The organism is Eubacterium sp. AM46-8, assembly GCF_003466705.1.
Classification (GTDB): Bacteria; Bacillota; Clostridia; order Lachnospirales; family Lachnospiraceae; genus Lachnospira.
This window is the reverse complement of the sequence record NZ_QSEU01000002.1, coordinates 22,112-36,104: the sequence shown is the minus strand read 5'-3', so window position 1 is coordinate 36,104 and position 13,993 is coordinate 22,112. Positions and strand designations below refer to the sequence as shown.

Below are 13,993 nucleotides of genomic sequence, written 5' to 3'. Positions count from 1 at the left end.
CATGGATATAAATGTTTATCTTTTCATAGTGATAGCCCTTATGCTGCTTATTATTATGTATCTCCTTTTTGTCTTACGGCGTGTGCGGACACAGCTTGCGCTGATAAAAGACGCCTTAGAGGATATAAAGGGCGGGAATTTGAACCGACGTATTTTAGCAGGCGAAAACGATATGACAAAAACAATTTGCTATGACATTAACAAAATAGCAGTAAACAGTCAGGCGCAGCTTATACGGCAAAGACAATCTGAACAGGCATATAAACGGCTGATGACAAGTCTTTCACATGATGTAAAGACCCCGCTTGCTTCTCTTGTAGGTTATCTGGAAGCGGTTGAAAACAAAATTGTTATTGGAGAGGAAAAGGACGAATATATCCATGTCGCACATGAAAAAGCCCACTATATGAAATCCTTTGTGGAAAATTTGTTTGAATGGGTAAAACTGGATTCCGGAGAGCAGATTTTTCATTTTGAAAAATTTGACCTTAACGAGTTATCCCGCAACATTATAGCGGATTGGATTCCCGTCTTAGAAAGCAATCATTTTGAATATGAGTTTGTCATACCCGAAACAGAGTATTTTATTCACATAGATGTAAACGCATATACCCGCGTACTTAACAATCTTTTTCAAAATATTATTATCCATAGTGCGGGAGATAAAATGGCACTGCATATTTGTGAAGATATACAACAAGCTAAAATTATAATTTCAGATAATGGAAAAGGAATAGCTCCCGATAAGCTGCCACATATTTTTGAAAGAATGTACCAGTGCGACCAGTCGCGGTCTGCAAAGGGAAATGGTTTAGGACTGGCGATTGCTAAAGAGCTTATCAGTGTTCACAAAGGAACCATTACCGCTGAAAACAGCTCTGATAAAGGGACTGTATTTACTATATTGCTTCCCAAAGCCCTGTAAATAATGCGGGGCTTTCCTGCTATAAAACAAGAAAAAAGCAAGGTTTCGGCAAGGTTATGGCAAGGTTGATACTATATAATGGGAGGTAGAAAGGAGGAAAAGACAATGACTATCATTTCTACTGAAATGCTGAAATGGAAACGCAATAAGACAGTCTTAGGTATCTTTATTCTAACTGCAATTTTAGGAATATTCGCAGTTGAACGTGCTTTCAGTATATCAAGAAGTAGCTCACTAATGAATAGTTTTAGTGATTTATACACATTGGCATTTAAGAACCTTACAAGTTTGTTTCTGCCTATTGTGTTGAGTATGTTTGCAACCACATTGTTCTTTGATGAACAGAAAAATGATACCTTAAAAGGACTTCTGATTATTCCGATTTCCAAAACGCAACTTTATTTTTCAAAGATAGCAGTGGTAATTTTTATGTCATTAGCACTATGTCTGCTTACTTTTGCAATCTGTATTCTTGGCGGCTTTCTTGCAGGCGGCTTTACAGATTTGAATACGGAAACAATTTTACAGGCGGGATTATTATTTTTAGCCGGTGGCGTGTTAGTTCCACTTGCAATGCTCCCCGTTATTTTTTTAGCAACATTGGCAAAGGGATATGTTCTACCGATTGGGGCTGCATTACTTTATCTTGTGCCTGTCGTGCTTATTCCGTCGGGGATTATGGGACTGCACCCACTGGCGAGTGTTATGGGAATTTATCCCTATATTTCATCTGACGCAGCAGAAATGGTTAAGAAATGGGCGGGAGGAATAGAAATAACTATATCTCCGAATATCTGTTTAATTTCTCTTTTGGTAATTGGAAGTATTTCAGCCATTGTTTCCGTACTTGCATTGCGGAAACAGACCTATTGAAAGTGAGGATATATGATGAATAAATATGTAATTGAAACAAAACAACTGACAAAAACTTATGGAGAGCAAACGGTAGTCAATTCTGTTAATATCCATGTGAAACAAGGACAGATATATGGGCTGTTGGGGCGTAATGGGGCGGGTAAAACCACAATTATGAAAATGATTTTGGGGTTGACCGATATTACTTCCGGCGAAGTAGACGTATTCGGTCAAAATATCAAAGGGAGGGAAAAAAGAGTATATCCCCGGATTGGTGCTATTATTGAAACACCCGGCTTTTATCCGAATTTAACAGGTACGGAAAACTTGGAGATATTTGCAAAACTGCGCGGTACTGCTGCGCCAAATGCAGTAAAAAACGCCTTGGAGATTGTCGGTCTGCCTTATCGGGACAAAAAATTGTTTAGCAAGTATTCTCTTGGAATGAAGCAGCGTCTTGGAATAGCAAATGCTATTTTACATGACCCTGAACTGCTAATCTTAGATGAACCCACAAACGGTCTTGACCCGATAGGCATTGCAGAAGTAAGGGACTTTATTAAGACTTTAAGTATCGAGCGCGGAAAAACAATTCTTATTTCCAGTCATATTCTGTCCGAAATTGCACTACTGGCTGATGACATCGGCATTATTGACCATGGTGTACTACTGGAAGAAAACAGCATGAATGAGCTACAAAAGAAAAACAGTAAGTATATACTTCTGCAAGTTTCTGATATACCGAAAACTTCTCTTGTTTTGGAAAGGCAGTTTGGGGTTACCGAATATTCCGTACAGGACGAACACACCCTGCGGATTTATGACACTTCGTTGGATATGGCTGCTGTCAATAAAGCTCTTGTGGTACAGGATATAGCTGTTATCAGTTCTCAGCTATGCAATGATACATTAGAGGACTATTTCAAAAAAATCACAGGAGGAGAAGGAATTGCTTAGGCTGATACAGGCAGAGTTTCTTAAACTGCGTCGAAAAAAATTTATTGTGTTAATGCTGTTATCCGCTCTTTTCATGCCACTTCTTGCAGTTTTTTATTTCAGAAGTGCTGATAAAACAGTTATTGAACCATTACAATTTTATAAGTGGACTACATTCAGCTATACAGCTTGGATTATACTTCCTGTTGTATTGGGTTTGGTTTCTACTATGCTCATGTATGACGAAAATCAAAACGATATGCTCAAACAGTTGTGGATTATACCGATTAGCAAGACAGGATATTTTTTTAGCAAATTTATTGTTGTACTGTCTTATTCCGTTTGTTTTATGTTGCTTACAGCCATAGCGTCTGTATTTTTCGGTATGCTTCCCGGTTATATAACCTTTGAATGGAATAGTATCAGTTATCTATTTAAGAAATGTATTGAAATCGCCATACTTACCGCATTTTCCATATTACCACTTTTAGCGGTTGCAGCTGCCGGGAAGAACTATATACTCCCTGTATGTGTGACACTGGTTTACACCTTTCTTAGCTTTATTTTGCTTATGGTTAATATGTACCTACACCCTCTATCCAGTGCAACAGCAATTATCATGCGAGATATTCCCGGTGTTATTTTGGCACAGGAAGTCAATATTCCGGCTGCACTTTTTTGTATCGGTATATGGACTATTGTTTCTATCGTATTTGCGTACATTTCCTTAAAGCATAGAAAGTGAGTGATTGAATGATGAAAGAATTGATTTGGGCAGAACATCAAAAACTCCGACGTTCAAAAATTGTGTTGGTCGCCATATTCGCAGTTATTATGGTTGCAATTATTGTTTTTACTCAAGGGCAGTTTTCTTTTGGGGAAAAACGCTATATAGATGACGCAGGGTGGTTTATGAACGCAGCACAGTCTTTAGCAACTTTTTTTGTTCTTCCTGCGGTTATTGCACTTTTGGGGAGCTATATGATTTGTCGTGAGGAACAAGAAGATACTATTAAATCATTACGTTTAATTCCTATAAGTGAAGCTAAAATGACGATTGCAAAATTACTTATTACTTTTGCATTTAGCGTACTCTTTTATTTGCTGCTTTTCGGCATTACATTTTTAGTTGAAGTTATTTTACATTTTAGGGGCTTGTCTATCAAAATGATTTTAAGTTTTTTCAAAATCTATTTACTTGACGGCATTGGGATTTTCTTTGCTATTGCACCTGTTATTGCGGTTGTATCAAGAATAAAGAAAGGCTATTGGCTTGCTTTGATTTTTACAGTAATTTATTCTTTTGCAGGATTATTCACAAGTATATCCGATGTTCTTTCGGCTTGCTATCCTATTACTGCTACATTCAATATTTCCGGCTATTATTCTGCCACCTTTGGAGAAATCATTATTAGCCTTATGAGTTTGTTCTTTTGTGGATTGTTTTCTGTCTTGATTTTAATATCTAAAAAAACAATCAAAAATAAGTAATGATACAACCAACATCTGCCGGACGACGGCAAAGAAAAAAAGCCGTCGCAGAGCAGCCATATTTTCACGCGCCTATTCTATTTCGGCGGCTTTGATTTTCAGAGCCGCCGTTTCTTTTTGTCTGTACGACGACCCTTAACCATGTAGACATGGCGGCTTTAGGAGGTAGCCGCCATGAGTTATAAACCACAACAACAAATTCTTACATTCTTTGATTTATCAAAAAAAGCCCGACCGCCACCGGGGATATTCCTACCCTTAGATATGAACTATTAAATCATCTAAATACTTTTTATTATTCCTATGCGCCTGTCCGCGTTTTTTTGCGGACGGGCGCATTTTGTATGCTTAAAAAAATTTTTGAAAAAATTTCCGAAAATATTTGGCATTTTTTCAAAGCTCCGTATTACCCCGCGAAAAGGGGGAAGCACCACCAACTTTCAACGAGAAAGGAGGTGAGAATGTGGAACCTAATAGCAGGGAGTTTTATAAGCAATGTTCTTTTCAGAAGTATTGCAATGCGGTATTGCACAATGAAGCGTGCGACGCTCATAGAGAGCTTCGTACACATAAGGCAAAGGAAGTAACCTTTTCCGACATGACCTTAGATGAAGCGCGACAGCTACATACCTTTGATGAATATTTCAAACGGGAAACTGCTGAAACCGTCTTTGAAAAAGCCGGAAAGAAAATCACGCCGAAGTTGCTTCTTGAAGCAATCCGTACTTTGCCGGAAGAAAAGCGCAAAGCCATATTGCTGTATTATTTCGAGGGAATGAGCGATACAGAAATTGCAGAGTTGCTCAATACACCGAGAAGTACAATACAGTACAGACGGACAAGCTCTTTTGAACAATTAAGAAAATATTTGGAGGAAAATGCTGATGAATGGGACGAATGGTAATCAACCCGGCTACCCTGAAAATGCCCTTGTTCCTTATCCTGTCATTGTGGCAGCGACAAAGGGCGACCCGGACGCTATGAAAATGGTCTTGCAGCATTTCAGCGGTTATATAGCCCGTTTATCCATGCGAAAGTTATATGACGAGCGTGGAAATGTTTATTTTGGTATAGACAACGACATTCGGGAACGGCTGCAAGCCAAACTGATGATGGCTGTCCTCAATTTTAGAACAGAAAAATAACCGCAATCGGCGGTGGAACGTCTTTACTCCCCCTTTTCCGTTCCGCTGCTGACGCGGCAGCACAGCCATTTTGAACCTTGACAAAGAAAGCGACGCAAGAGAACGGCGACGCAGCATAAGGCAAATCGGATACGTTCCTTTTGTGCCGAGCCATGCGGTGGGTACGCCATGACCTTTTTCTTAACCGAAAAGCGAGCGAGAAATACCACACCGTAAAGTAGGGATAGCACCCTGCGGGCGATAACGCACAGAATATATAATGATACTTCCTTACAGCCATAGTCCGAGCGTTAGAAGCGTCGCAGGCAATGGGTAGGGCTTCGGCAGACCGCCGGAGGGGTGCAACTCCCATGAGGTTACGCTAATAGCCGTCCGATTAAAGCCTATGTCACAGATTGATTTTTGACCCGTTAAGAAAGGGGGACGACAAATTGAACAATAACGACGTGCCGATTTGGGAAAAGTACACGCTTACCATAGAAGAAGCAGCAAAATATTTCCGTATCGGAGAAAGCAAGCTGCGGAAACTGGCAGAAGAAAATCCCGTCCCGGACTGGGTAATGATGAACGGAAACCGTATTCAGATTAAGCGTAAGCAGTTTGAAAAAATGATTGATACGGTGGACGCAATCTGATAGTGAAATCGAGCCTTGAATGTGGTACAATGTAGTCAAGCATATCAAGGCTCTTTCCATTATGGAAAGGAGCATAACGATGTCGGAAAAAAGACGGGATAATAAAAATCGTATTCTCCGAACCGGAGAGAGCCAGAGAAAAGACGGAAGATATGCCTACAAATATATAGATACCTTTGGGAAACCGCAGTTTGTTTATTCTTGGAAGTTAGTGCCTACGGACAAAACCCCGGCAGGAAAGCGCGACGATATAGCGTTGAGGGAAAAAGAGAAAGAAATCCAAAAAGACCTTGTCGACGGTATCGACCATATCGGAAAGAAAATGACGGTCTGCCAACTCTACGCAAAGCAGATACGCCACCGGGCAAATGTGCGGCATGGTACAAAGCAGGGGCGAAAACAGCTCATGCGGATTTTGCAGGAGGATAAACTTGGAGCCTGTCGGATTGAAAATGTGAAGCTCTCCGACGCAAAGGAATGGGCGTTACGCATGAAAGAAAAAGGTTACGGCTTCAAGACTATTAACAACCACAAGCGTTCCTTAAAGGCTGCCTTTTACACAGCCATACAGGACGATTGTATTCGTAAAAATCCATTTGACTTCCAGTTGAACACCGTCCTTGAAGATGATACGGAACCAAAGGAACCTCTATCCCCTACGCAGGAAGCGGCTTTTCTGTCCTTTGTGCAGCATGATAAAGTCTATCAGAAATACTACGACGAGATTATCATACTGTTAGGGACAGGGCTTCGCATTTCGGAACTCTGCGGACTGACGGAAGCTGACATTGACTTAGACAAACAGCTTATCAATGTAGACCACCAACTTTTGAAAATTGCAGACGTGGGCTACTATGTGGAAACACCTAAGACGAAAAGCGGCAACCGGGTTATTCCTATGAGTGAAAAAGTGTTGGAAGCATTTCAGCGGGTGCTGAACAAACGGAAATATGCACAGCCTATTATTTTAGAGGGCTACACAAAATTTCTGTTCCTTAACCGGAACGGCTTGCCAAAAGTGGCGGTCAACTATGAAAGTATGTTCCGAGGACTTGTGAGGAAATACAACAAAACGCAAAAGGTAGCATTGCCAAAAGTAATGACACCGCACACCTTACGCCACACATTCTGCACCACGTTAGCAAATGCGGGAATGAACCCCAAAGCATTGCAGTACATCATGGGACATTCCAACATCAATATGACGCTGAACTATTACGCGCATACGACTTCCGAAACGTCGATAACAGAAATGAAGCGGCTAATTGCATAAGTAGTAAACGGAGAATTTACTACTCCACATACTACTTTTGAACATCAAAACATACGGGGATATAAGAAGATTTGAGAGTATCTTCCATAACAAAAAATGCCGGAAAAGCCTGTAACAATAGGCTATACCGGCATATAAGAACTTTTGAAAAGATAATCAAAAATTACTTTGTGATTTAATTTAAATTTGTAGAAAATATCATGATTGGAGAGATTGGCAATATTCTACAAGATGGCATGCCGCATTTTACTCCTAACTGCTCATTGCAGGGAACACTTGAAAAGAGCTGGGTAATAATAAATGGGGAAAGAGGTCTGTTGAAAGGCAACAGTAATAATTACTCATCAGAAAGCATTAATGAGATCATATCTTCAAGACTTCATGAACTGCAGGGATTTGATAATTATACCAGATATTATCTTAAGAAAATAAGTGGCAAGAATTATGATTATGGCTGTTTTTCCAAGCTGTTTACATCCCAGAAACTGGAACTTGTACATGCTTATGACATAGAATGTTCAGAGAAAAAGCCTAATGATATATCAACATATGAACATTTTCTTAGTGTGTCTGCAAAACATGGTCTTAATAAAGATGAATTACGGTCATATATGGATTATATGATAGCAACAGATTTTATACTTTCAGAACGAGACAGACATTTATGCAATATAGCAGCCTTAAGAGATGCAGATACGCTGAAGTTTGTTAAGCCTGCACCGATATATGATAGCGGAAAATGTCTATTTGTAAATGACAGCATACCATCAACGGATAAAGGATTGTTAAGCATACATACAGTAAGCTTTATGGCTGATGAGTTAAGAATGTTAAAGCTTGTAAAAGACCGCAGCCTGGTTGATGTTACAAAGCTTCCATCAAGAAGTTTTATAGAAAAGATATATACAATGGATTCACAAATGGATGAAAAGAGAATATCTGCTATCTGTAACGCATATGAGCGAAAGATTGACCTGTTCAGAATGTATCAGCTTGGAGAAGATTTAAGCGAAATTAAGTTGCAGTCAATACTAAGTCAAGAGACAATACTGGGATGAATTCTTATTTGCTTGATAACGAACTAAATAAATTGGATAATTATAAGAAGAATGAAAAAGATGCTGCATTAGAGGAACTTCTTCAAATGACGCATGAGGGAACTATAACAGATTATAAAAAAGAATTAGCGTCACACAGGGAAGAAAAATATTCAAAATAAAATTTTTGATACAGATTTTATCAAACTGAGTTGGATGATACACTATTTTTGCCCAATCATTCAAGCCTCTATATCATCCTGAACCTGAATTTTATTAACCCCATCCAGACAGTTATCGCATATCCATGATGCGAGTTCATCTGCATTATTACTCTCATAATATGAAACCAGCATCTGCTTAAATGTACCATCAAGTTCTACAGGAACTTTAAATATACCTCTGCCATTTTCTATAAGAATCTTATTTATTGCACAGCTTCCGATTCTTTTATTGCCATCCTTAAATACCTGACAACGCATAAGCCATAAACCTGTCCTTATTGCCCTGTCTGTTACATTAGGATTATCCTGCAGTTCCATAAGTCCTTTATGATAATATTCTACACTATGGACTTCTGGTCTCCAATTTGTACCACTTATGATAACATCGTCTGTTCGTACTATTCCAAGATAAGAATATGGGACATCAAATCTCGCAATCAGCCTATGAAGATTCACAAGATATTCAATATTTAATTCATCATGGATATGTTCCAGCACATATTCCCAAGTGTCTTTTAAACAACATATTTTATTAATATCCTTTGGTGTAAATTGTGATACATTTACATTATTCATAATATCCTGTGTCTGTGCAAATGTTACCGCTATACCCTCAAGATTAGCAGATGTATATACCAAATCTACCAACAATCTTTTAGCAATCCAGATATTTTCTTCTATATCCATGGCATATTTATCTTGTAAAATCATTTAATAAACCTTAACCTTATCTCTTTCTATGCTTTTGGGCATTATTTCATACGCTTCCTTTTCACTTATAACATCAACATTTTTCCCAAATTCCTCCTGAAGAAAATGGTATAATCCAAAAAACTCCAATCCAACAGTACGATTCAGTACTATCATGAAATCTATATCACTTTTTTCAGTTGCCTCGCCTCTGGCATAAGAACCAAACAGATATGCTTCTTTGATAAAGTTCTGTTTGTCAAATACTTTCCGGCATTTATCTTTAATCTGTTCTATCGTATATATCATATCTGCCCCTTTCTTCTCTGGATGATTTTGTGACGGATTACGTCACGCAGCTAACATTTGCATGCTATTGTGGTTCTTTCACCTTTTGGAGTATTTAAAATCTGCGGCTTCTGTCCACATACCGGACAAATCACTGTCTAACTCCCTTTATGTATCATATCCTTCTTGAACTGTCTCACTAACATACGAGATTTTTCTGAATACTCCATATAAATCACTCCTCTGCTTTCACATATTGTATTAAGCAGACCTCTCTTTTAAGTTGTTTTAAGTCGTTAAATATTGTAAATAAGCAATATGAAAAATTCATAAAAAAGAGACCTTTTTCATAATCCAATTCCGGGCTACAAAAAAGGTCTATAAGAATTCTTAATTTTATTATATGCAAACCGAGGAGAAAATCAACAGTTTTGTGGTATTTTTATACCCAACTAATCTTCTAAAGTGTTTCTGTGATGTCTTTCTATTCTGAATCTTCTATCTGTATCCATATACTTTAAAACATTTTACGCTTTCTTCCCGCCAACTCCGTTAATATACATCAGCGGTATTCCAAAGAATGCCATTCCGCCAATTATATTTCCTATTGTAACAGGAATGAGATTGTTGAATATAAAATTCGGTATATTCAGTGTGCTAAGCTGCTGCGCGGTATATCCATACTGCTCCATTGCGTCTTTCACATATAACGGATTTAGCTTTGCTATCATTCCGGCTGGAACATAGTACATATTTGCAACGCAGTGCTCATAACCGCTTACAACAAAGAGCATTATTATAAAAAAGCAGCATAACAGTTTTCCAGTCATATCCTTGGCACGCGCAGCAAGCATAACTGCAGCACATACAAGTATGTTACAGAGAATTCCGGATGCAAGCGCAGTTGTAAAATCGAGGTTACATTTGCCAAGCGCAACTTTGATTGTATATGCGCCGAGTATTCCAGATGAATAGTTGTACTGACCACTTACATAGTCAATACATGTGAGTAATAATGAGCCAAGAAGATTGCCAAAATATACTACAACAAGCATTCTTATCAGCTTAAATGCTGTGTGCTTCTTCTGTACAGTTGCCATAATTGCCAGACAGTCTCCCGTGAAAAGCTCAGCACCTGTCATAACAACCATCATAAGTCCCATTGGGAATACAACGCCGGCAACCAGACGCGCAAGTCCTACATTAACAATATCATGTGCAGCTACACTGCTTCCGGCTGCGCCAAATGCAATCATCATTCCTGCAAGTATGGCTTTCATAAAAAGCTTGTATGCTGGACAGTCAACCTTACCAACACAACCTTCCACATAATTTTCTATAGCTTCTTTCATAGATAACATCTTTCGTTCCTCCCTGATTGTGTATTTCTACACTTCAATCGTTTTGTTTTAACTCTGTATACAAGGCACCCCATATATACTTAATCTCTCTTGTATATACAGCACCTGAATTGTGTATACAAAATACGCTTGCATATTATAGCAAGAGGAATATTCATTTACAAGTATCTTATGAAGTACAATTTACACTTCGGCTTCTCTTTTGGACTTCAAAACGTCCTCCCGCCACTCTAACGTCCAATCCTCCGCGCCTCGGCTCACATTACCCCTGCACAACAAAAAGCGCCTGCCAGAACGCTGTTTTAAAGCGTTCTGACAGGCGCAAAACCACATATGCATCCAACATATATCTTATGCAATTCTACTTTCCAGATGTTGCCTTAAGTCTTGCCATAGCTCTTGCAAGTGCTGCTCTTGAGTGATAATACTCATGGATACTCTGCTTCTGGCGAAGTCTCTCCTCAGCCTCTGCTTAGCTTCCTCTGCTCTTCTTACATCGATTTCCTCAGGCTTTTCTGCTGTCTCAACAAGAAGAGTTACACGGTTGTTAACGATTTCAACGAAGCCCATTCCAACAACAGCGTGAATCCATTCGTCACTGCCCTCTGGCTGGAACTTCATCTGACCTTCATCGATTGCAATAACCATGTCTTCATGATGGGCAAGAATTTCCTTCTGTCCATCAAACTCAGGTACAATGAGTGAACGGCATTTGCCAGCGAAAAACACCCGGTTAGCTGATATTACTTTTAAATAAAATGAACTTGTCGCCATTAGTTTTTCCTTTCTGGCAGGATGTTACTGCATCTTCTCAGCCTTTTTAATAACATCATCTATAGTTCCAACATTGAAAAATGCGTTCTCAGGATATTCGTCCATCTCACCGTCAATAATTGCCTTAAAGCCTCTTATTGTCTCCTTTAATGGAACATATACACCAGGAATACCTGTGAAGTTCTCAGCAACATGGAATGGCTGTGATAAGAATTTCTGAATCTTTCTTGCTCTGAATACAGTAACCTTATCTTCATCTGCAAGCTCTTCCATACCAAGAATAGCAATGATATCCTGTAACTCCTTGTACTTCTGAAGGATTTCCTGAACCTTTCTTGCTACCTCATAATGTTCCTCACCTACGATATCCGGTTCAAGAATTCTTGATGTTGAATCAAGCGGGTCTACTGCCGGGTAGATACCCTGTTCAACTATCTTTCTTGAAAGAACTGTAGTAGCATCAAGATGTGCAAATGTTGTTGCAGGTGCTGGGTCTGTAAGGTCATCCGCAGGTACATATACAGCCTGTACTGATGTTACAGAACCATTCTTTGTTGAAGCGATTCGCTCCTGTAATTCACCCATTTCAGTTGCAAGTGTTGGCTGATAACCTACGGCTGAAGGCATACGTCCAAGAAGTGCTGAAACCTCTGAACCAGCCTGTGTGAAACGGAATATATTATCAATGAATAAAAGCACATTCTGATGCTTCTCATCACGGAAATATTCAGCCATTGTAAGTCCTGTCTCAGCAACACGCATACGTGCTCCAGGTGGTTCATTCATCTGACCAAACACCAGGGCAGTTTTTTCAAGAACGCCCGACTCTTTCATTTCTGTCCAGAGGTCGTTACCTTCTCTTGATCTTTCTCCTACACCTGTGAATATTGAATATCCACCATGCTCTGTTGCAATATTGCTGATAAGTTCCTGAATAAGAACTGTCTTACCAACTCCGGCACCACCAAACAGACCAATCTTACCACCCTTTGCATAAGGTGCTAAAAGGTCAATTACCTTGATACCTGTCTCAAGAATCTCTTCTGCAGGATTCTGTTCTTCAAATGTTGGAGGTTCTCTGTGGATTTCCCACTTTTCCTTGGCATCTGGCTGTTCTTTGCCATCAATAGCCTCTCCTAATACATTAAAGAGACGGCCAAGAGTTTTCTCTCCAACAGGAGTCTTAATGCCGCTGCCTGTAGCTGTTACTTCCATATCTCTGCAAAGACCTTCACTGGAAGCAAGCATGATACAACGGACTGTATCATTACCGATATGCTGTGCAACTTCCATCACACATTTTTTATCACCATTATTAACTTCAAGTGCGTCCCTGATTGCCGGAAGGTTCTCATCTTCGAACGCTACATCGACAACAGGTCCCATTACCTGTATAATCTTTCCTTTATTACTCATATTATCTCCTATCCGTCGCATTATTTCTTTCGTTTCTTCTTCTGCGACTTCGCACCAGCGATAACCTCAGTTATTTCCTGTGTGATTGAAGCCTGTCTGGCTCTGTTATACTGTATATCAAGGTCGTGCAGCATATCCTTTGCACTCTTTGATGCAGCCTCCATCGCCATCATACGGGCATTCTGTTCGCAGGAGAATGACTCTACCAAAGCTCCGTATACGAAACCAACTATATAATCAGGAACAATTCTGTCCATAACTACTTCTGGGGAAGGTTTTAATGCAAGTTCCTCTCTTTTGAAATCAACCGGTATCTGGATATTGAAATCTGCCTTCTTAAGAGGAAGAAGCTGTTCAATCTGTGTTTCCTCCTGAATAGCATTAATCATACTTGTGTATATGATATACACCTCATCAAGTTCACCTTTTCTGTACAGTTCTATTATTTCTTCTGAAATATTTCTTGCTCTGTTAAGAGTAGGATTCTGAACTGTATAGTGGAACTGCTTCTCAATCTCAATACCGCGCTGTTCAAAATAATGTCGTCCAAGTTCTCCTAATACAAATAATGAATGATTAGGATTCTTTTCAAGCTGCTCCTGCGCAATCTTTAAAACATTATGGTTATATGAACCTGCAAGTCCTTTATCAGCAGTAATAACTATGTAGCCTACCTTTTTATCCGCTGCGTCTTTATCCTCATTTGTCTTAAAATATATACTGCTTATATCAGGTATATGTCTTAAGATTCGGCTCATTTCTGACTGCAGAGTGAAAAAGTATGGTTCCGTGTCTGAAAGCATTTCTTAGATTTCTTAAGCTTGGAAGAAGAAATCATATACATGGCATTAGTAATCTTTAATGTATCATTGATACTTTTTATTCGATCCTGAATTTCCTTTGTGTTTGCCATATCTATACGCTTACCTTTCTTTTAGCACAC

Annotated in this window: 16 protein-coding genes and 1 pseudogene; 11 read left to right on the top strand and 6 right to left on the bottom strand. The window is 39.2% G+C overall.

Going from position 1 to position 13,993, the window contains the following annotated elements; genetic code table 11:
• The first annotated feature begins 1 nt into the window (after position 1).
• The 11 genes from DW963_RS01610 (at position 2) to DW963_RS13230 (ending at position 8,479) form a co-directional block, all read left to right on the top strand.
• Positions 2-925, top strand: coding sequence for a sensor histidine kinase (locus tag DW963_RS01610; protein ID WP_005933807.1), 924 nt, complete (start codon positions 2-4; stop codon positions 923-925).
• Positions 926-1,030: 105 nt separating this feature from the next.
• Complete coding sequence (locus DW963_RS01605; RefSeq protein WP_021421428.1) at positions 1,031-1,798, top strand: ABC transporter permease; 768 nt, start codon at positions 1,031-1,033, stop codon at positions 1,796-1,798.
• A gap of 15 nt (positions 1,799-1,813) precedes the next feature.
• Positions 1,814-2,737 (top strand): ABC transporter ATP-binding protein, encoded by a 924-nt coding sequence (locus tag DW963_RS01600; protein ID WP_021421427.1) that lies wholly within the window; start codon positions 1,814-1,816, stop codon positions 2,735-2,737.
• A complete protein-coding gene (locus DW963_RS01595) occupies positions 2,730-3,461 on the top strand; it encodes an ABC transporter permease (RefSeq protein ID WP_021421426.1) in 732 nt (243 codons plus the stop codon). The genes DW963_RS01600 and DW963_RS01595 overlap by 8 nt, the downstream gene beginning before the upstream one ends.
• A gap of 8 nt (positions 3,462-3,469) precedes the next feature.
• Entirely contained in the window at positions 3,470-4,207 is a 738-nt protein-coding gene (locus tag DW963_RS01590; RefSeq protein WP_005933814.1) for an ABC transporter permease, read from the top strand.
• A gap of 463 nt (positions 4,208-4,670) precedes the next feature.
• A complete protein-coding gene (locus DW963_RS01585; protein WP_021421424.1) occupies positions 4,671-5,111 on the top strand; it encodes an RNA polymerase sigma factor in 441 nt (146 codons plus the stop codon).
• Positions 5,092-5,352 (top strand): helix-turn-helix domain-containing protein, encoded by a 261-nt coding sequence (locus DW963_RS01580; protein ID WP_005933821.1) that lies wholly within the window; start codon positions 5,092-5,094, stop codon positions 5,350-5,352. The genes DW963_RS01585 and DW963_RS01580 overlap by 20 nt, the downstream gene beginning before the upstream one ends.
• Before the next feature lie 431 nt (positions 5,353-5,783).
• Positions 5,784-5,987 (top strand): excisionase, encoded by a 204-nt coding sequence (locus DW963_RS01570; RefSeq protein WP_009905235.1) that lies wholly within the window; start codon positions 5,784-5,786, stop codon positions 5,985-5,987.
• A gap of 79 nt (positions 5,988-6,066) precedes the next feature.
• The gene (locus tag DW963_RS01565) at positions 6,067-7,260 is read left to right on the top strand and encodes a site-specific integrase (protein WP_117913595.1); all 1,194 of its coding nucleotides are present in this window, start codon (positions 6,067-6,069) and stop codon (positions 7,258-7,260) included.
• A gap of 200 nt (positions 7,261-7,460) precedes the next feature.
• A complete protein-coding gene (locus DW963_RS01560) occupies positions 7,461-8,318 on the top strand; it encodes a hypothetical protein (protein ID WP_147347572.1) in 858 nt (285 codons plus the stop codon).
• A gap of 8 nt (positions 8,319-8,326) precedes the next feature.
• Entirely contained in the window at positions 8,327-8,479 is a 153-nt protein-coding gene (locus DW963_RS13230) for a hypothetical protein (protein WP_158568603.1), read from the top strand.
• A 60-nt stretch (positions 8,480-8,539) separates the two neighbouring features.
• Here DW963_RS13230 and DW963_RS01555 read toward each other — a convergent pair whose 3' ends face one another.
• The 6 genes and pseudogenes from DW963_RS01555 to atpG form a co-directional block, all read right to left on the bottom strand.
• Positions 8,540-9,232: a Fic family protein gene (locus DW963_RS01555; RefSeq protein ID WP_117913593.1), complete on the bottom strand. Its 693-nt coding sequence runs from the start codon at positions 9,230-9,232 to the stop codon at positions 8,540-8,542.
• On the bottom strand, positions 9,233-9,520 hold the full coding sequence (locus DW963_RS01550; RefSeq protein WP_117913592.1) for a nucleotidyltransferase family protein: 288 nt from the start codon (positions 9,518-9,520) through the stop codon (positions 9,233-9,235). It abuts the gene before it with no gap.
• Positions 9,521-10,026: 506 nt separating this feature from the next.
• On the bottom strand, positions 10,027-10,860 hold the full coding sequence (locus DW963_RS01545; RefSeq protein ID WP_286168895.1) for a formate/nitrite transporter family protein: 834 nt from the start codon (positions 10,858-10,860) through the stop codon (positions 10,027-10,029).
• 351 nt (positions 10,861-11,211) lie between these two features.
• Positions 11,212-11,634 (bottom strand): FoF1 ATP synthase subunit delta/epsilon, encoded by a 423-nt coding sequence (locus DW963_RS14105; protein WP_502694393.1) that lies wholly within the window; start codon positions 11,632-11,634, stop codon positions 11,212-11,214.
• 24 nt (positions 11,635-11,658) lie between these two features.
• Positions 11,659-13,050 (bottom strand): F0F1 ATP synthase subunit beta, encoded by a 1,392-nt coding sequence (gene atpD, locus DW963_RS01535; protein WP_055216024.1) that lies wholly within the window; start codon positions 13,048-13,050, stop codon positions 11,659-11,661.
• Positions 13,051-13,070: 20 nt separating this feature from the next.
• A pseudogene (atpG, locus tag DW963_RS01530) lies at positions 13,071-13,963 on the bottom strand (ATP synthase F1 subunit gamma).
• Between the last annotated feature and the right edge of the window lie 30 nt (positions 13,964-13,993).